The 16,512-nt window shown below is 70.2% G+C and carries 15 protein-coding genes; 8 read left to right on the plus strand and 7 right to left on the minus strand.

Translation table 11 applies throughout. The features are described from left to right. Window positions 1–32 precede the first annotated feature (32 nt). Window positions 33–1,670, plus strand: a complete 1,638-nt coding sequence (pgi, locus tag CRP45_RS11985; RefSeq protein WP_097245109.1) for a glucose-6-phosphate isomerase — start codon at window positions 33–35, stop codon at window positions 1,668–1,670. Window positions 1,671–1,676: 6 nt separating this feature from the next. Here pgi and CRP45_RS11990 read toward each other — a convergent pair whose 3' ends face one another. The 4 genes from CRP45_RS11990 to CRP45_RS12005 form a co-directional block, all read right to left on the minus strand. Next, entirely contained in the window at window positions 1,677–2,300 is a 624-nt protein-coding gene (locus CRP45_RS11990; RefSeq protein WP_097245110.1) for a potassium channel family protein, read from the minus strand. Between the two features lie 189 nt (window positions 2,301–2,489). After that, window positions 2,490–3,356, minus strand: coding sequence for a nucleoside/nucleotide kinase family protein (locus tag CRP45_RS11995; protein WP_281256187.1), 867 nt, complete (start codon window positions 3,354–3,356; stop codon window positions 2,490–2,492). Window positions 3,357–3,369: 13 nt separating this feature from the next. Then, a complete protein-coding gene (locus CRP45_RS12000) occupies window positions 3,370–4,992 on the minus strand; it encodes an acyl-CoA dehydrogenase family protein (RefSeq protein ID WP_097245111.1) in 1,623 nt (540 codons plus the stop codon). Beyond that, a complete protein-coding gene (locus CRP45_RS12005) occupies window positions 4,979–5,611 on the minus strand; it encodes a TetR/AcrR family transcriptional regulator (RefSeq protein ID WP_097245112.1) in 633 nt (210 codons plus the stop codon). The genes CRP45_RS12000 and CRP45_RS12005 overlap by 14 nt, the downstream gene beginning before the upstream one ends. 124 nt (window positions 5,612–5,735) lie before the next feature. Here CRP45_RS12005 and CRP45_RS12010 point away from each other — a divergent pair, with 124 nt between their 5' ends. Together CRP45_RS12010 and CRP45_RS12015 are read left to right on the plus strand one after the other, a co-directional pair. Then, a complete protein-coding gene (locus CRP45_RS12010) occupies window positions 5,736–6,497 on the plus strand; it encodes a crotonase/enoyl-CoA hydratase family protein (protein ID WP_097245471.1) in 762 nt (253 codons plus the stop codon). Between the two features lie 2 nt (window positions 6,498–6,499). Continuing rightward, window positions 6,500–7,936, plus strand: a complete 1,437-nt coding sequence (locus CRP45_RS12015; RefSeq protein ID WP_097245113.1) for a hypothetical protein — start codon at window positions 6,500–6,502, stop codon at window positions 7,934–7,936. 182 nt (window positions 7,937–8,118) lie between these two features. On the opposite strand, the gene CRP45_RS12020 is transcribed toward CRP45_RS12015, so the two are convergent. After that, the gene (locus tag CRP45_RS12020) at window positions 8,119–8,808 is read right to left on the minus strand and encodes a pyridoxamine 5'-phosphate oxidase family protein (protein WP_097245472.1); all 690 of its coding nucleotides are present in this window, start codon (window positions 8,806–8,808) and stop codon (window positions 8,119–8,121) included. Between the two features lie 80 nt (window positions 8,809–8,888). On the opposite strand from CRP45_RS12020, the gene pdxR reads away from it, so the two are divergent. From pdxR to CRP45_RS12040, 4 genes are all read left to right on the plus strand, one after another. Further along, window positions 8,889–10,301: a MocR-like pyridoxine biosynthesis transcription factor PdxR gene (gene pdxR, locus CRP45_RS12025; RefSeq protein ID WP_097245114.1), complete on the plus strand. Its 1,413-nt coding sequence runs from the start codon at window positions 8,889–8,891 to the stop codon at window positions 10,299–10,301. A gap of 251 nt (window positions 10,302–10,552) precedes the next feature. Then, the gene (locus tag CRP45_RS12030; RefSeq protein WP_067784194.1) at window positions 10,553–10,798 is read left to right on the plus strand and encodes a DUF2630 family protein; all 246 of its coding nucleotides are present in this window, start codon (window positions 10,553–10,555) and stop codon (window positions 10,796–10,798) included. After that, on the plus strand, window positions 10,795–12,231 hold the full coding sequence (locus tag CRP45_RS12035) for a dihydrolipoyl dehydrogenase family protein (protein WP_097245115.1): 1,437 nt from the start codon (window positions 10,795–10,797) through the stop codon (window positions 12,229–12,231). Before CRP45_RS12030 ends, CRP45_RS12035 begins: the two co-directional genes overlap by 4 nt. Before the next feature lie 40 nt (window positions 12,232–12,271). Next, window positions 12,272–13,783 carry a carboxylesterase/lipase family protein gene (locus tag CRP45_RS12040; RefSeq protein ID WP_097245116.1) on the plus strand — a complete coding sequence of 504 codons (1,512 nt, stop codon included), beginning with the start codon at window positions 12,272–12,274 and terminating at the stop codon, window positions 13,781–13,783. A gap of 4 nt (window positions 13,784–13,787) precedes the next feature. On the opposite strand, the gene CRP45_RS12045 is transcribed toward CRP45_RS12040, so the two are convergent. Beyond that, window positions 13,788–14,657 (minus strand): Fpg/Nei family DNA glycosylase, encoded by an 870-nt coding sequence (locus CRP45_RS12045; RefSeq protein ID WP_097245117.1) that lies wholly within the window; start codon window positions 14,655–14,657, stop codon window positions 13,788–13,790. 44 nt (window positions 14,658–14,701) lie between these two features. Then, window positions 14,702–15,442 (minus strand): precorrin-6A synthase (deacetylating), encoded by a 741-nt coding sequence (gene cobF, locus CRP45_RS12050; RefSeq protein ID WP_067784186.1) that lies wholly within the window; start codon window positions 15,440–15,442, stop codon window positions 14,702–14,704. 268 nt (window positions 15,443–15,710) lie between these two features. Between cobF and CRP45_RS12055 the strand changes: the two genes are divergently transcribed. Continuing rightward, a complete protein-coding gene (locus CRP45_RS12055) occupies window positions 15,711–16,511 on the plus strand; it encodes a thymidylate synthase (RefSeq protein WP_067784184.1) in 801 nt (266 codons plus the stop codon). Window position 16,512 lies beyond the last annotated feature (1 nt).

A 16,512-nucleotide genomic window follows, 5' to 3' on the forward strand; every position in this document is an offset into this window, starting at 1 on the left:
CCGGCGCGGCACGGTGAGTACCCTCGGCGGACGTGAGCAGCGACATCACCGCATCGGCGGCATGGCGGAAACTGCACGATCACTACGGCGCCGTGTCCGAGCGACACCTACGAGAGATCTTCGCGGACGACCCCGAGCGCGGCCGTGAGCTGACCGTCCAGGTGGGCGACCTGCACATCGACTACAGCAAGCACCGGGTCACCCGGGAAACCTTGCAGCTACTCGTCGAATTGGCGCACGAGGCGGGGGTGGCCGAGCGACGCGACGCCATGTTCGCGGGCGCGCACATCAACACCTCCGAGGACCGCGCCGTCGGCCACGTCGCCCTGCGGCTGCCCGAGGGCGAGTCGATGACCATCGACGGCGCCGACGCGGGCGCCGAGGTGCACGAAGTGCTGCGGCGGATGGGGGAATTCACCGACGCGCTGCGCTCGGGCGAGTGGCGCGGCGCCACCGGCGAGCGGATCGAGACGGTGGTGAACATCGGCATCGGCGGCTCGGACCTCGGTCCGGTGATGGTGCACCAAGCGCTGCGGCACTACGCCGACGCGGGCATCGGCGCCCGCTTCGTCTCCAACGTCGATCCCGCCGACCTGGTCGCCGAGCTCACCGGCCTCGATCCGGCAACCACGCTTTTCATCGTTGCTTCCAAGACTTTTTCGACGCTGGAGACCCTGACCAACGCCACCGCCGCGCGCCGCTGGCTGGTGGCCGCGCTCGGCGAGGACGCGGTCGCCAAGCATTTCGTCGCGGTGTCCACCAATGCCGAGCGGGTCGCCGAATTCGGCATCGACACCAACAATATGTTCGGCTTCTGGGACTGGGTCGGCGGCCGCTATTCGGTGGATTCGGCGATCGGCCTTTCGGTGATGGCCACCATCGGCAAGGAGCGTTTCGCGGAATTCCTGGCCGGAATGCACACCGTCGACGTGCATTTCGCGAACGCACCATTGGAGGCGAACGCGCCGGTGCTGCTCGGCCTGCTCGGCGTCTGGTACTCGAATTTCTTCGGCGCGGAATCCCGTGCGGTGCTGCCCTATTCGAACGATCTGGCGCGTTTCCCCGCCTATTTGCAGCAGCTCACCATGGAATCGAACGGGAAGTCGGTGCACGCCGACGGCACACCGGTCACCACGTCCACCGGCGAGATCTTCTGGGGCGAGCCGGGCACCAACGGCCAGCACGCCTTCTATCAGCTGCTGCACCAGGGCACCCGCCTCATCCCCGCCGACTTCATCGGATTCGCCCGTCCCACCGACGATCTGGCGACCCGCGACGGCAGGGGCAGCATGCACGACATCCTGATGAGCAACCTGTTCGCCCAGACCAAGGTGCTCGCGTTCGGCAAGACCGCCGAGGAGATCGCCGCGGAGGGCGCCGACCCGGAGGTGGTGCCGCACAAGGTGATGCCGGGCAACCGCCCGAGCACCACCATCCTCGCACCGCAGCTGACGCCCTCGGTGGTCGGCCAGCTCATCGCGCTCTACGAACACCAGGTCTTCGTCGAGGGCAGCATCTGGGGCATCGACAGCTTCGACCAGTGGGGTGTCGAACTCGGCAAGCAGCAGGCTTTGGCCCTCGCTCCGCTGCTCACCGCCGCCGAAGATCCCGCGCCGCAAGATGATTCGTCCACCGACGCGCTCATCCGCTGGTATCGCGCCAACCGCTGAGGGCGCTCAATGATCCCCGGTCGGGTTCTGCGGCCGGGGATTTCGCGTGTCATCCGTGCCGTGCTCGCGCGGCGGGGCCTTCTCCGGCTCGGCGACTTGGGCGTGGCGCGCGGCTGTCTCGAGCCGGTGAGTGACACCCGAGCTGACGATGGCCAGCAGGCTGCCGATGACCACGAGGTCGAAGACGATTTGCACCATCGTCGCGATGCGCGCGGTCTGACCGATCGCGTGGATATCGCCGTAGCCGACCGTGCCCAGCGTGACGATGGTGTAGTAGAGCGCGTCGGTGCGGGTCACCAAGCCCTCGAACTCGCCGGGGTACTGGACGGCGAGGCGGTAGTAATAGATCGCGAAGAACATCACGACCACGCACAACATCAGGAGTAGACCGTCGACGCGGCCGCCCGTCGCGCGCGGCTCGCGCAGGTAGCGACGCACCCGGCGGGTGGCCAGCCAGATGAGCCCGCCGACTCCGGCGAGGAAAGCAGCGAGGCCGAGCCACTGGCCCGACCAGTCGTCGCTCAGGTCCCACTCCATCGGGACGCCGTAGAAGAACAGGAGCGCGCACACCAGCGCGGCGACGTTGCGCAGCACGTGGATGGCTCCCGAAAACCGGCGCGAGTCCGTCATGGGTCCATGATCGGCTCGGTGGGATGGTCGACGCCGCATCCACGCCGGGCGATTCGCGGGACTTTGCCGAAGGGGACGCCGGACGCGAGTCGATTCCGTCTCGTCGGGCGTCGAGCCGTTCGGTAGCGGCAGCCGGAGCTTCGGATACACCGGCATCGGTGCCGGACCGGGCGATCGGATCGAGCTCGCTCAACTTACGACGAAGTAATGCCCGTCCCGCTCGCGCAACACGAGGTCCGCGCGCTCGCGTGTCGCGTGCACGAGGTCTGCGTTGCGCAGGTCGCTGTCCATCACCTTGATCCGGGCCGCTTCGGCCGACTTCCCGCCGCGCAGGTGCCGTTCCAGCAGGCGCTGTGCCAGCACGTGGCGGTCCGCGTCGAGGTACCAGCACTCGTCGAGTTCCTGGCGGACCGCGGACCAGCCGTCGGCGCCGAGCAGTAGGTAGTTGCCCTCGGTGATGGCGACGAGCTGGTCGGCGAAGACCACGCCCGCGGGCGTCGGCTCGTCGAGCTCCCGGTCGAACGTCGGCCACGGCACCGGCGTCCCGCGTGGGGTCTTGCGCAGACGGCGCAGGTTCGCGACGAAACCCGCGACGTCGAAGGTGTCGGGTTCGCCCTTGCGGGCCAGGTCGCCCGTCGCGCGGAGCCGCGCGTTGGACAGGTGGTAGCCGTCCATCGGCGCGATCTCCGCCGCGGAGCCAGCCACCGGTGCGATCCCGGCCGCCGAACCGCCCACCGGTGCCACCTGGGCCGCCGAACCGCCCACCGGCGCCACCCGAGCCACCGAGCCACCCGACGGCGCCACCACCCGAGCCACCGAGCCACCCGACGGCGCCACCACCCGAGCCACCGAGCCACCCGACGGCGCCACCACCTGGGCCGCCGAGCCACCCACTTCCATATCGAAGGCGTCGCGTAGGAGCACCGAGAGCGTGGACTTCCCCGCTCCGGGCGGCCCGGCGATGCCGAGCACGTACCGCCGCTCCGGGTGCTCGGCCAAGCGGTCCAGCACCCGGCGCGCCAGCCGGTGCGGCGGCATCTCGCGCTCGGCGGGCACTACCGAGCGCCCGTCACGCGACGAAGGCGCGTTCGATGATGGCGCCGGTGTCCACGCCGGTCGGCAGGGTGCCGAAGGCGATGCCCCAGTCGTCGCCGAGCCGGGTGGCGCAGAAGGCGTCGGCGACCGCGGGGTGGCCGTGGCGGACCAGCTGCGCGCCCTGGAGAACCAGCGCCATCAGTTCCACGACGCGGCGGGCACGGTATTCGATGTCGCTGAGGTCGGCCAGTTCCTTGCCGACCTTGGCGATCACGTCGTCCAGCCGCGGGTTCGCGCCCTTGGCCAGCGAGATCTCGTTGAAGTAGGCCTCGACGGTCTCCGGCTGACGGCCCATGGCGCGCAACGCGTCCAGCGCGGCCACGTTGCCAGAGCCCTCCCAGATCGACATCAGCGGCGCCTCGCGATAGAGCCGCGGCATCCCCGACTCCTCGGCATATCCGTTGCCGCCCAAGCATTCCAGCGCCTCCGCGGAATGCGACGGAGCGCGCTTGCACACCCAGTACTTGGTGACCGCGAGCGCGATGCGGCGCAGTGCGGACTCGGCGGGATCGGTACTCGACCGGTCCGTGGCCCCGGCGAGGCGCATCATGACGGTGGTCGCGGCGTCGGACTCGATCACCAGATCGGCGAGCACATTGCGCATGGCGGGCTGGTCGATCAGCTTGGCGCCGAACGCTTCTCGGTGCCTGGCGTGGTGCACCGCGTAGACGACGCCTGCCCGCATGTTGGTCGCGGAGCCGATCACGCAGTCCAGGCGGGTCATGTTCACCATCTCGATGATGGTCTTGACGCCGGCGCCTTCCGCGCCGACCAGCCAGCCGGTGGCGTTCTCGTATTCGATCTCCGAGGAGGCGTTGGACTTGTTGCCCAGCTTGTCCTTGAGCCGTTGGATGCGAATGGGATTGCGCGTGCCGTCCGGCAGCACCCGGGGCAGCAGGAAGCAGGACAGACCGGCGGGCGCCTGGGCCAGCGTCAGGAACATGTCCGACATCGGCGCGGAGGTGAACCACTTGTGCCCGACGATGCGGTAGCTGCCGTCCGGCTGCGGGGTCGCGGTGGTGGTGTTGGCCCGCACATCGGAGCCGCCCTGCTTCTCCGTCATCGACATGCCCGCGATCAGACCGGCCTTGGTCGACGGTTCGCGCAGACCGAAATCGTAAGTGCGCGAGGCGAGTAGCGGTTCGTACTTGGCGGCGAGCTCGGTGTTGTGCCGGAGCGCGGGCACGATCGCGTAGGTCATCGAGATGGGGCACATGTGCCCCGCGTCGGCGACGCCCCAGGTGTAGAACTTGGCGGCGCGGGCGGTGTGCGCGCCGGGCCGGTCGTCGGTCCACGGTGAGCCGTGCAGGCCGTGCTGGACCGCCACCGTCATGAGATCGTGCCAGTGCGGGTGGAATTCGACCTCGTCGACCCGGTGGCCGTAGCGGTCGTGGGTGTGCAGCACCGGCGGGTACTCGTTGGCCAGCCTGCCCCACTCCTGCGCCGCGAAATCGCCCGCGAGCCTGCCGAGTTCGCGCACCTCGTCCTCGGCCCAGCCCGCGCCCTCGCGGTGCAGGCCCTCCAGCAGCGCCGGGTTGCGCGCGGCGTCGAAGGGCACGATGTTCGGGACCTGGTTGAAGACCTCATGAGTCTGCATCGGACACTCCTGATCTCTCGGCGCGCACCGGCACGCCGAGGGCGCGGATGGCGAAGGTGACGAGTTGGGGGACAACGGATTCGGCGTGCGGCGCGGCGGCGAGCGGGCCGACGAGCACCTCGCCGATGGCGCCGACAAGCGCGGCGGCGCTGGTGCGCGGGTCCTGCGCGGGCAGTTCACCGGCCGCGACACCGTCGGCCACCGCGGATTCGAAGGCCTCAGCGAAGGCGCGGCGGAAACGCAGGCGCTCGGCGTCGACCACGGTGTCGACCGGCTCGACCAGCAGCACGTAGGCGAGCTTGGGGTTCTTCATGGCGCGCCCGGCGAAGGTCTCCACGGCCGCGGTCACCCGCTCCACCGCGCTGCCGGTTCGAGCGGCCTCGGTGACGGCGGCGACCTCCCTGGCGACGACAGTGCGGAAGACCGCGGTCACCAGGTTCGCCTTGCCGTCGAAGTGCTTGTACACGGTTCCGGTCGCCACGCCGGCCCGGTTCGCGACCGCCGCCATCGACAGGCCCGCGAATCCGGCCTCGGAGAGAACCTTGGTCGCGGCCTGCACGATCAGCTGCTCTTGGGCGTCCAGGCGGGCCTGGACGGCAGGGGTCCTGCGGTACGCCACTAAAGAAGTGAATCATGGATTCACTTCTTCACACAAGGGTCGGACCGTCGTATGGTCGAGACGTGATCCATCCACACAGCACCGTTCCCGCAGCGTGGCGGGCGGCAATCCGGAGGGGGCGTCGGTGAGCGTTCGAGTCGAGAAGAACGGGCCGGTGACGACGGTGATCCTGCACCGGCCGCAGGCGCGCAACGCGGTGGACGGCCCGACCGCCCGCGCGCTTGCCGACGCCTTCCGCGAGTTCGACGCCGATCCCACCGCCGCGGTCGCGGTGTTCTGGGGCGAGGGCGGCACCTTCTGCGCGGGAGCCGACCTGAAGGCGCTCGGCACCGAACGGTCGAACCGCGCGGACGAGGACGGCGACGGCCCGATGGGCCCGACCAGGATGACCCTGTCCAAGCCCGTGATCGCCGCGATCTCCGGCTACGCCGTGGCGGGCGGGCTCGAGCTGGCGCTGTGGTGCGATCTGCGAGTCGCCGAGCAGGACAGCACTTTCGGCGTCTTCTGTCGCCGCTGGGGCGTGCCGCTCATCGACGGCGGCACGGTGCGGCTGCCCAGGATCATCGGCACCAGCCGCGCCATGGACCTGGTGCTGACCGGCCGCGCCGTCAGCGCGCCTGAGGCGCTTCAGATGGGCCTGGTCAACCGCGTCGTGCCGACCGGCGAGGCGCGCAACGCCGCCGAGGAACTCGCGGCCGAGCTCGCCGTCCTGCCGCAGACCTGTCTGCGTTCGGACCGGATGTCGCTGCTCGAGCAGGACGGCATGGACGAGGACGCGGCCATCCGCAACGAATTCCGGCACGGACTCGCCGCCCTGGCCGACGGCGCGCTCGCCGGCGCCCAGCGGTTCGCGGCGGGCGCGGGACGACACGGGGCCGCCGGCTGAAAATGGACCGCCTCGGCGTCGTCGACGAGATCTTCCTGCGCACCCACCGCGGGCTCGGCACCCCCATCGCCCTCCAGGGGCTGTGGCGGACACCTGATCGTGTCGAACCGGCTTTGCTGCAACGGATTCACGATGTACTGCGTTCGGGGTCGTTGGGGCGCAGGGTGGTTCGTCCTCGTGTGCCAGGTGCTCGCCGTGGCTGGCGGATGAACACCCGGGCCCATCCCCTGCTGTTCGCCGAGGTGCCGCTTCGGGACTCCGAGTTACTGCCGTGGGCGGACGGCCTCGGTGGCGATCTCGACCCGGAGTTCGGACCGGGCTGGCGCCTCGCGGCCGCTCCGCTCGCCGACGGCGGAACCGTTGTGGTGCTGACCTGTTCGCATGCTCTGGCCGATGCGCGGGGGTTGGTGTACGCGGTCGATGTCGCGCTGCGGGGGGTTGCCGCTCAGCCCGAGACAGCGGAAGCGGCTCGGACCGAAAGAACTGCGGCGGACTCCGCGGTGCCCGGGGTTGTCGTGGAGGCGGCAGCCGATGCTCGCGTCGAGTCGGCGGTCACCGGTCGGGCCGAGACCGCCCACGTCCCTGGCGATTCGACTGCGCTCGATCGCGACGCCGACAGGGCCGACTCGGCACGGCTCGCCGCCGACACGGTCGGCACAGACAACGCTTGCGAGTCCGATTGGGCGGACGCGGTTCGCCAGTGGTCGATCGTCGTGGGCGGCACGGTTCGGGCGCTGCGCCACGGCATTCCGGAACAGCCCGTATCCAGCGCGCCGGTGCGGGTGGGCGGGAACGAACCGCGCGTACACAGTGCGGTGGTGCGGTTCGGTGCGGCCGAGTGGGACAGCGTGGCGGAGAAGCACGGCGGCACCGCGAACAGCTTGTTCATCCATTTGATCGCGAACCTGCTGTGGGCCACCGGTTTTTCCGGACCGACCATCGGAGCGAGCCTCCCTGTCGACACCCGCGACGAACCCCGAGTGGACAACGACCTCGCGATGACCGAGATCGTCGTCGATCGCTCCGACACCCCGGCGACGCTGCGCGCCAAGGCCCGCACCGCCTACGAACACCGGATGTCCAGTCCCGGCGGCATGCCCGAGGAACTGCTGCAAGTGATCCCCGACCGCTGGGCCTACGCACTGTCCAAGGGCGCTGGCGAACGAGATATCTTGTGCTCCAACATCGGAACGCTCCCCGATTCGCTGCGCACGATCGGTGCGCACCCCTGCATCGGTGTCGCCGCCCGGGCCATCCATCCGGGTCTCACCGCGTCCCGACTCCCCCGCACCCGCCTGTCCGGCTACCTGTGCCGCACCGGCGACGACTACCTCCTCTCGTTGATCGGTCTCGACCCCGCCATCGAATCCGCAACGGTCCTAAGCGAACTCACCGTCGAGGAGGCTGCCCGCCTCGGGCTCACCGGGTCACCGTGGTGAGCGGCCTACCGGGATAGCACCGCCGCCCGCTCACGTGAGTGCCCGGCGCCGAGTTGCCGCCGGGGGTCGAAGCGGGTCCGGCGCGACCGTCAGCCCCACGCCGAACCTGCGGTAGGCCAGCCACTCCCCGGCCATACGACAACACACGCCGAACCGCGACCGCGCGGAGCGCTCTCAATCACTCAGCGCACCAACGAAACCCCCGTCGCAGTCCGCTCCAGCACATCGGACGGCACACCGATCCCCGCCGCCAGGTCCGGCGAATCGATCGGCGCGTCCCACACCTGACGCAGCGGCAGCACACCGGCCCAGGTCGGGCTGTCCGCGTCTTCGGGATCGTCCTTCGGTCCGCCCTCCCGGACTTTGACCGACGCCTCGGTGAGGTCGAGCGCCAGCACCATGGTCGCGGCGAGTTCCTTCTTGTTCGGCGGACGCACCCGGTCCCACGCACCGGGAGCCGCGTGCTCGACGATCACCCGCAGGGCGTGCACGCGCTCGTCGGGATCGGTCAGTTCGCGCGCCTTCCCGTGCACCACCGCCGAGCGGTAGTTCATCGAGAAGTGCATCGCGGAGCGGGCGTAGACGATGCCGTCGACGTGCGTGACCGCGACGGAGATGTCGGAGGTCAGCGCGGCGCGCATACTGCCCGAGCCGGTCGATCCGTGCAGGTAGAGGGTGTCGCCGTCGCGGCCGTAGGCGGTCGGCAGCACCACGGGGCTGCCGCCGAGAACGACGCCGAGGTGGCAGATCAGACCGGCGTCGAGTACGGCGTCGAGTTCGGCGCGGTCGCTGCGGCCGCGTTCCTTCGACCGGGTCAGCGTGCTGCGCGGAGTGGGAGAGAGGGGCGGGCGGGCGCTGAGCGAGTTGGTCATGAGGACAGCGTCCACCGCCAAGTGGCATTCTGAAATAGCCAATTCAGCCTGATTCCCACAGTCCAATCCGAGGTGCCAGGATGCTCGACGAACTACCGCTCGCGCTCGATCGCGACGCACCCGAACCGCTGTCGGTGCAGGTCGCCGACGGTCTGCGCGCCGCGGCGACCTCGGGCCTGCTGCGGACCTCGGACCGCCTGCCGTCCTCGCGGGCATTGGCGCAACGACTCGGCGTGAGCCGGACGGTGATCGCCGCGGCCTACGACCAACTGCACGCCGAAGGCTGGATCGCGGGCAAGCGCGGATCGGGCACCTACCTCACCACGGCCCCGGCCGCCGCGCCCGCACACCACCGGGTCACCGTCGGCACCGACGCCGAAGGCCCCGGTTACGACCTCGGCCCCGGCGCGCCCTGCGTCGAGGCCATCGACCGAACGGCATGGCGCCGCGCCTGGCGTGCCGCCTCCGACCAGCCGCCGATCGTGCGCAAGGACCGGTCGGGGGAACCGGAATACCGCGCGGCCGTCTCCGAACACCTGCTCCGCCACCGCGGACTGAGCGCGGGCAGCGACACAGTCGTACTCGCCACGGCCGGAACCAGTTCCGCGGTGGGCGAACTCGCGTCCGCACTGCTGCGCCCCGGTGACGCCGTCGCCATGGAGGACCCCGGTTATCAGCGCGCGGCGGGCGCCTTTCTGGCCGCGGGCATCCGGGTGCTTCCGGTGCCGGTGGACGCCGAGGGTCTGCGCGTCGACGATCTTCCGACCGATATCAAGGCGGTGTATTGCACACCGGCACACCAGTTCCCGCTCGGTGCGCGAATGCCCGCGTCTCGTCGTGTCCAGCTCGTCGAATTCGCCCGGCGCGCGGGAATATTCGTCATCGAAGACGACTACGACGGCGAATTGCGTTACGACACCGCACCGCTCCCGCTGCTCGCCGCGATGGCGCCCGATGTGGTAGTGCATCTCGGCACCACGAGCAAGATCCTGTCACCGGTCCTCGGCGTCGGCTGGCTGGTCGCGGCACCCTGGATCACCGCGGCGGTGCTCGCGCATCGCGATCGCACCGGTACCTCGCCGAGTCCGGCGGGCCAGCGCGTCCTCGTCGAACTCGCCGCGCACGGCGACCTGGCCAGGCACCTGCGCAGGCTGCGGCGCGCGCTCCCGCCGCGCCGGGAGCTGGTCGTCACCGAACTGCGCCGCCGCGGACTGACCGTCGTCGGCGACGACGCGGGTTCGCACGTCGTCGTGCCGCTGCCGAACGCGGAGGCCGAACGACGCGCGGTCGCCGCGGCCGAGGCGCGCGGCGTCGTCGTCGACGGCCTGGCACGGCACCATCTCCGCTCCCAGCCCGGCACCCACTCCGCGCCGCCGAGCACCTTCGGCATCGCCATCGGCTACGCGGCGCCGAGCTCGCGTGACCTGCGCACGGCCGTGCCGATCGCCGCCGACTGCCTGGCCGAAACGCGGCCGCGCCCGGCGGGCTGCTGATCACCAGCCCAGCCGGCACGCGCAGATCAGCGACCTCTCCGTCGGCACGCCCCACCCGGATCCCCAGACGGACTCAGCTCGAACGCGAACGATCCGTGGCCCACGAACGACCAGCTCGCCCACCGACTCCTCTGATCCGGCCCGTCCCGGACCTCTCCGCGCACACCGGACCCGGTCGTAGCATGGTCCATGACCGCAACCCGGTCGCTGCACGTCCTGCCGTATACCTCCGAGTATCGAAGTGGTGACTCATGACCGAACAGGACATCCTGGAACGCATCAAGCAACTGGTCGACGACGAGCACGAACTGCGCTCGAAGGCGACCTCCGGCGAGGTGGACCCGGTGACCGAACGGCAGCGCCTTGCCGAACTGGAGGTCATGCTCGACCAGTGCTGGGACCTGCTGCGGCAGCGCAGGGCCAGGATCGACGCGGGCGCCTCCCCGGACGAGGCGCAGGTGAGCTCGCCGCGCCAGGTCGAGGGTTATCTGCAGTGAGTTCCGAGCCGTCCGCCGAATACGACGTCATCGTGATCGGCGGTGGGCCCGCCGGAGAGAACGCGGCCGCCTACGCCATCGCGGACAGCGACCGCACCGCCGCCATCGTGGAGCGCGAACTGCTCGGCGGCGAATGTTCCTATTGGGCCTGTATGCCGAGCAAGGCGCTGCTGCGCCCCGGGCACCTGCTCGCCGCCGCCCGCGCGGTACCTGGCATCGATGCGAACGGTTTGGACGCCGAGGCGGTGCTCGCTCGCCGCGACAGGATCGTGCACGACCACGACGACTCCGGCCAGGTCGAGTGGGCCGAGAGCAGCCGCATCGAGGTGATCCGCGGCGCTGGGCGTCTCGCCGGAGAGCGATTGGTCGAGGTCGACGGCCGCACGCTGCGCGCCAGGCACGCGGTGGTGCTTGCGAGCGGATCCCGAGCCCGCGTCCCCGACGTGCCCGGCCTGCGCGACGCCCTCCCTTGGACCTCGCGCGACGCGACCAATCTGCACGAGATCCCGCAGCGCGTGGTGCTGATCGGCGGCGGCGTGGTGGCTTGCGAAGCGGCGACCTGGCTCGCCGCGCTCGGCAGCGAGGTCACCCTGCTGGTGCGGGGTAAGGCGCTGCTCACCAATACCGAGCCGTTCGCCGGGCAGCGGGTCGCCGACGCACTGGCCGCTTCCGGCGTCCGGGTGCTGTTCGAGACCGAACCGGAGCGCGTCACGCGCTCGGAACCGAAGGACACCGGCGAGGGCCGGATTCACGGCGGCCCCGTCACCGTGCGGACGCGCGGCGCCCATTCCGAAACGATCGAGGCCGACGAGATCGTGGTCGCGGCCGGTCGCGGACCCGCGACCGCGGAACTCGGGCTCTCGTCCGTCGGACTGACGGACGGCTACGTCGAGGTGGACGACCACCTCTCCGCGCGCGACGTGCCCGGCCAGTGGCTGTACGCGGTGGGCGACGTGAATCACCGTGCGGCACTGACACATATGGGCAAGTACCAAGCCAGGGTCTGCGGCGACGTGATCGCCGCGCGTGCCGAGGGCCGCCCGCTCGCCGGAGCGCGCTACGCAGCGACCGCCGACCACGAGCAGGTCCCGCAGGTGGTGTTCACCGATCCCGAGGTCGCCGCGGTCGGCCTGACCGAGGCCGCGGCCCGGCGCGCGGGCTACGACGTCGACAGCGTGGAGATCGACATCGCGGTCGCAGGCTCGACGCTGGCCCGCGAAAACTATTCCGGCCGAGCCAAGATCGTCATCGACACCGCCTCCGACACCCTGCTCGGCGCGACGTTCGTCGGACCCGAGGTCGGCGAGCTGCTGCACGCCGCCACCATCGCCGTCGTCGGCAAGATCCCGCTCGACACCCTCTGGCACGCGGTCCCCGCGTATCCGACGGTCAGCGAGATCTGGCTGCGCCTGCTGGAGGCCCGCCGCTCCTAGCTCTCGCCCAACTAGAACCTGATCCAGTTACCATCGATCAATGGTGGCAACGATCGATGTGCAGACCGCCGACGGTGTCGTCCGCGGTCGCAGGGGCCGCCGCGTGCTGCGCTGGCGCTCGGTGCCGTACGCGGCACCGCCGGTGGGAGACCTGCGATTTCGCGCTCCGCAACCGGTGCGGCCCTGGTCCGGGGTGCGCATCGCCACCGAGTTCGGCAACGCCTCCATGCAGCATCGGGCGGGTGCTCGCATCGGGCCGAGGGCGTACCAGCCGACCAGCGAGGACTCCCTGACGCTGAACGTCACCGCGCCCGCCGCGCCGTCCTCGGGCCCGCGACCGGTGCTGGTGTTCATCCACGGCGGCGGCTACCTGATCGGCACCTCGGCGCTGACGCTGTATTCCGGAGCGCGGCTCGCCCTGCACGGCGACGCGGTCGTCGTTTCGCTGAACTACCGGCTCGGCGCGTTCGGCTACGTCGACTTCAGCGCCTTCGGCACGCCGCAACGCCCCTTCGATTCGAACCTCGGTCTGCGCGATCAGGTCGCCGCGCTCGAATGGGTGCAGCGCAACATCGCCGAGTTCGGCGGCGATCCCGACAACGTCACCATCTTCGGTGAATCCGCTGGCGCGCACGCCGTGCTCGCGCTGCTCGCCACCCCCGCCGCGCGCGGACTCTTCCATCGCGGCATCGCCCAAAGTCCACCCGCCGATTGGGCTTTGAACGCCGAGGACGCGCAGGTGTTCGCCCGCCGCTGCGTCGAAGCGCTCGGCGCCGATCCCGGCGACGTCGCCCGTGCCCTCACCGAGGCGCCCGCCAACGACATCCGCAGGGCCGTCGACCGGACCAGCGGCGCGGTGCTGCGGGAGCGGCCAGGGCTTTTCGCGATCTGCCCGGTGGTCGACGGGGATTTCCTGCCGAAGTCCCCCATCGAAGCGATCACCGACGGCACCGCCCATCGGGTGCCGCTGATCATCGGCACCAATCGGGAGGAGGGCACGCTGTTCGCCCGCTTCGCCGATCACCTGCCCACCAATCCCACCCGCCTGCACGCGCTGTTCGCCCGCGCCGGGGAGGGAGTCGAGGCCCGCGTCGCCGCCGCCTATCCCGGGTATCCGCAGCCGCGTGTCGCCGTGCGGATGGGCGGTGACTACGTGTTCTGGCGTCCGTCGGTGACGGTGATGGAGGGGCACAGCCGCCACGCGCCGACCTACGCCTACCGCTACGACTTCGCCCCGCGCGCACTGCAACTCGCCGGAATCGGCGCCACCCACGCGACCGAACTGATCCCGGTCTTCGGCGTGGCCGACAGCCCGATCGGGCGCGCCTTCACCGCGGCGGGCGGACGCCGCGGCCTGCTCGCGGTGACCGAACAGTTCCAGGACAACTGGACTTCCTTCGCGCGCACCGGCAAACCGCTGCCGTCCTGGCCCGCCTACACCGAGGACAGCCGGGCCACGCTGATCATCGACGCTCCCACCCGGCTCGAGCACGACCCGGATCGCGCGAAACGTCTGGCCTGGCAGGGTATTCGCGTTCCCACCCTGACCTGACGGTTCACTTCAGCAACCGCGACATCCTGCGGTCGGCGAGCACCTTGCCGCCGGTCTGGCAGGTCGCGCAGTACTGAAAGGACCGTTCGGCGTAGGAGACCTCGCGGACGGTGTCGCCGCAGACCGGGCACGGCTGCCCGGTGCGCGCGTGCACCCGCATGCCCGAGCGCTTCTCGCCCTTGAGCCGCGCCGCGGCCTGGCCGACCGAGCGCTGGACCGCGTCGGTGAGCACGGAGCGCATCGCCTCGTACAGTTGCGCGGTCTTCTCGGCGGAGAGGGTCTTGGTGTTCGCGAACGGCGAGACCTTGGCGGTGTGCAGGATCTCGTCGGAGTAGGCGTTGCCGATACCGGCCAGCAGCGACTGGTCGACGATGGCCGTCTTGATCCGCTGCGAGGTGCCGTGCAGGATCTCGTCGAACTGCGGCTCGGTGACCTCGAGCGCGTCCGGCCCGAGCCGCGCGATGCCGGGCACCATCTTCGGATCCTCGACGGCGTAGACCGCGAGCCGCTTCTTGGTTCCCGCCTCGGTCAGATCGAACGCGGGCGTCGCGCCCTCGGTCGTGAAGAAATGCACCCGCAGCGCCAAGGGACTCTTGCCGCCCGGTTTCGGCGGGGTCGGGCTCGGCTCGTCGATCCAGCGCAGCCACCCGCCACGGGACAGGTGGGTGATCAGCCAGAGTCCCGAGCAGTCCATGCCGAGGAACTTGCCCCAGCGGCCCGCGCCCGTCACGTCCCGTCCGGACAGCGCCGTCACGGGCGGGTCGAACGTCTTGACCGCGCTCAACGCGGCCACGTCGACACGCCCCACCACCGCGCCGACCGCGTGTTCCCGCAGGAACTGCGCCAACGCCTCCACTTCCGGTAGCTCGGGCACGGGTCCAGGGTACTGAAGACCACCGACAGCCCCCGGTCGATCGATCAGCCGCGACGCAACAGGTAGATGTCCATGATCCAGCCCTTCTGCTCGCGCAGCGCGGCCCGCCGCGCCAGGATCTCGTCCTGCACCGCGCGCAGCGGTCCCGCGACGAGCGCCTCGTCCGGCATGCCGAGGTAGGCGCCCCACCAGATGTGCACGTCGTCGCCGGGCAGCTCGGTGAAAGAGCACTCACCGTCGAGCATAACCAGCGTCGAGCCGGGGCCGAGCCCCTCCTCGCGCAGGCGTCGTCCGGTGGTGACGTGCACCGGTTCGCCGATGCGGTGCAGCACCATGCGGTGCCGCGCGGCCAGCGCCTGCGCACTGGTCACGCCGGGGATCACCTCGTAGTCGAAGGTGGTCCGCCCGCTGTCCAGCACCAGCTCCACCATGCGCAGGGTGCTGTCGTAGAGCGACGGATCACCCCACACCAGAATCCCGCCGACACCGTCCTCCGCCGCGAAGGCCTCCGCGAGCAGCGTGGCCCTTCGCTCGTGCCAGTCCGCGACGACGCCGCGGTAATCGGCCGGATCGCGATCGCGCGGCGGATCGGTGATCTCCACGACCCGGTACGGCCGCTCGACGTGCTCGGCAAGGATCGCGGTCCGCACGTCGAGCAGCTCCTGTTTCTCGACGCCCTTGGCGATCACGAAGAACGTGTCGACCTGCCGCATGGCCTTGATCGCCTGCACCGTCACCTGGTCCGGGTCACCCGCACCGATGCCGATCACGAAGAGCTTGCGCATGCCCGAAAGCTTGCCAGCACCCCACGCCCGCGCCCACAGACCCCGACCAAAGGTGACCTTCAGCGGCCCCCACACCCCAACGGTGACCTTCAGTCGCCCATCGGCAGTCCGCACACCCGCCCACGGAACCCGACAAAAGGTGACCCTTGGTGGGGCCGACAGCCGACAGGTGACCTTTGGTCGCCTTGTCGAGAGCACGGCGCGCGGCGTCGGCGGACCCGCTACAGGCGGTCGGGCGCGCAAGTACGGACAAGTAAGCTTGCCAACCGTGGCGACGGATACGCAGTACGAGGATTTGCTCCGCCTGGTGTTGGCGACCGGGACCGCGAAGGCGGATCGCACCGGCACCGGCACCCGCAGCGTGTTCGGCCATCAGCTGCGCTACGACCTCGGGGCGGGCTTCCCGCTGATCACCACGAAGAAGGTGCACCTCAAGTCGATCGTGTACGAACTGCTGTGGTTCCTGCGCGGCGACTCGAACGTCGGCTGGCTGCGCGAACACGGCGTGACGATCTGGGACGAGTGGGCCGATCCGCATGGCGAGCTCGGTCCCGTCTACGGCGTGCAGTGGCGCTCCTGGCCGACACCCGACGGCGCGCACATCGACCAGATCGGCCAGGTGCTCGACACCTTGCGCACCGACCCGGATTCGCGCCGCATCATCGTCTCCGCGTGGAACGTCGCCGAGCTGGACAAGATGGCGCTGGCGCCCTGCCACGCGTTCTTCCAGTTCTACGTCGCCGACGGGAAGCTGTCCTGCCAGCTGTACCAGCGCAGCGCGGACCTGTTCCTCGGCGTGCCGTTCAACATCGCCAGCTACGCGCTGCTCACCCACATGGTTGCCCAGCAGACCGGGCTCGAACCCGGCGACTTCATCTGGACCGGCGGCGACTGCCACATCTACGACAACCACGTCGAGCAGGTCACCGAGCAGCTGCGCCGCGAGCCGTATCCGTTCCCGCGGCTGCGCTTGCGCCGCGCGGCGAGCCTGTTCGATTACGCCTATGAGGACGTCGAAGTGGTCGACTACCAACATCATCCGGCCATCAAGGCGCCGGTGGCGGTGTGAG

This window comes from Nocardia amikacinitolerans (genome assembly GCF_900215415.1).
In the GTDB taxonomy this organism is placed as follows: Bacteria; Actinomycetota; Actinomycetes; order Mycobacteriales; family Mycobacteriaceae; genus Nocardia; species Nocardia amikacinitolerans.

What these genes read in the sequence shown, in the direction of transcription:
- CRP45_RS11990 (WP_097245110.1), bottom strand. Translation starts at nt 2,300, where the DNA reads ATGACGGACTCGCGCCGGTTTTCGGGAGCCATCCACGTGCTGCGCAAC.
- CRP45_RS12000 (WP_097245111.1), bottom strand. Translation starts at nt 4,992, where the DNA reads ATGCAGACTCATGAGGTCTTCAACCAGGTCCCGAACATCGTGCCCTTC.
- CRP45_RS12015 (WP_097245113.1), top strand. Translation starts at nt 6,500, where the DNA reads ATGGACCGCCTCGGCGTCGTCGACGAGATCTTCCTGCGCACCCACCGC.
- CRP45_RS12020 (WP_097245472.1), bottom strand. Translation starts at nt 8,808, where the DNA reads ATGACCAACTCGCTCAGCGCCCGCCCGCCCCTCTCTCCCACTCCGCGC.
- pdxR (WP_097245114.1), top strand. Translation starts at nt 8,889, where the DNA reads ATGCTCGACGAACTACCGCTCGCGCTCGATCGCGACGCACCCGAACCG.
- CRP45_RS12030 (WP_067784194.1), top strand. Translation starts at nt 10,553, where the DNA reads ATGACCGAACAGGACATCCTGGAACGCATCAAGCAACTGGTCGACGAC.
- CRP45_RS12040 (WP_097245116.1), top strand. Translation starts at nt 12,272, where the DNA reads ATGGTGGCAACGATCGATGTGCAGACCGCCGACGGTGTCGTCCGCGGT.
- cobF (WP_067784186.1), bottom strand. Translation starts at nt 15,442, where the DNA reads ATGCGCAAGCTCTTCGTGATCGGCATCGGTGCGGGTGACCCGGACCAG.